Genomic DNA, 1288 nt, shown 5'->3' on the forward strand with positions numbered 1-1288 from the left:
GGCCGGCGCGGTGCCGGCAATGGCGGCGGTGCCAGGATTGTAGGCGGCGGTGCCGAGCGTGGACCCATCGGCCACGGCATTGGCGCCAAGCGCCACGCTTCCTTCCACGTTGGCATGGGCTTCGCGGCCCAGCGCCAGGGCGCTGTCCGCGGTTGCCGTGGCGTTGTAGCCCACTGCGGTGCTGCCTTGGCCTTGAGCAAAGGCGTCGCTTTGCGCGAGGCCGGCTTCGTTGGTGCGCGCGTAGCGGATGCCGATGCCGTTGGCGTCGGTGTTGGCCTGGCTGGTGTCGCCGGCGATGTTGGTGATGGTGTCGCCGATCTGGCTGATGTCGCCGGTGTTCTGCGCGACCTGCTGATTGGTTTCGTGCAGCTGCGAGCCGTTGACGGCGTCGGTGCTGTTTTCCGAGACGTCGCCGCGCGCCACATTCGTGATCGTGGTGCCGCCGGTACGGCCGCCGTCGGTGGAGGCGGGGCCTTCGAGCGAGATCGAGGTCTTCGGGTCGCCCGGGTTACCGTCATAGCGCACGGCGCGGTCACCCAGGTTGCTCACGTCGGCCGCGACCGATTTGAGCTGGCTGACGTTGACGGCGTCGGTGTCGGTGGCGCCTGCCGCCACGTTGGTGATGCGGCGTTCCGCTCCGGCCGATCCCACGCTGACTTCGCCCACGGGAGCCGTGCCGGCGATGACGCCGGCGTTGGGGTTGTAGGCCGCCGTACCGAGCGTGGTGCCGTCTGCCACGGCGTTGGCGCCAAGCGACACGCTGCCGGCATGGCTGGCCTGGGCTTCGCGGCCCAGCGCCAGGGCGCTGTCTGCGGTCGCCGTGGCGTTGTAGCCCACTGCGGTGCTGCCTTGACCTTGGGCAAAGGCGTCGCTTTGCGCGAGGCCGGCTTCGTTGGTGCGCGCGTAGCGGATGCCGATGCCGTTGGCGTCGGTGTTGGCCTGGCTGGTGTCGCCGGCGATGTTGGTGATGGTGTCGCCGATCTGGCTGATGTCGCCGGCGTTCTGCGCGACCTGCTGATTGGTTTCGTGCAGCTGCGAGCCGTTCACCGCATCGGTGCTGTTCTCCGAGACGTCGCCGCGCGCCACATTCGTGATCGTGGTGCCGCCGGTGCGGCCGCCGTCGGTGGAGGCGGGGCCTTCGAGCGAGATCGAGGTCTTCGGGTCGCCCGGATTACCGTCATAGCGCACGGCGCGGTCACCCAGGTTGTTTACGTCGGCCGCGACCGACTTGAGCTGGCTGACATTGACGGCGTCGGTGTCGGTGGCGCCTGCCGCCACGTTGGTGATG

General features: G+C 69.2%; 1 pseudogene. It reads right to left on the reverse strand.

Annotated elements, in window-relative coordinates:
* Positions 1-1288 (reverse strand): annotated as a pseudogene (locus JL37_RS30675) (autotransporter adhesin); the annotation flags it as partial.

This window comes from Achromobacter sp. RTa (assembly GCF_000757485.1).
Classification (GTDB): domain Bacteria; phylum Pseudomonadota; class Gammaproteobacteria; order Burkholderiales; family Burkholderiaceae_B; genus Achromobacter.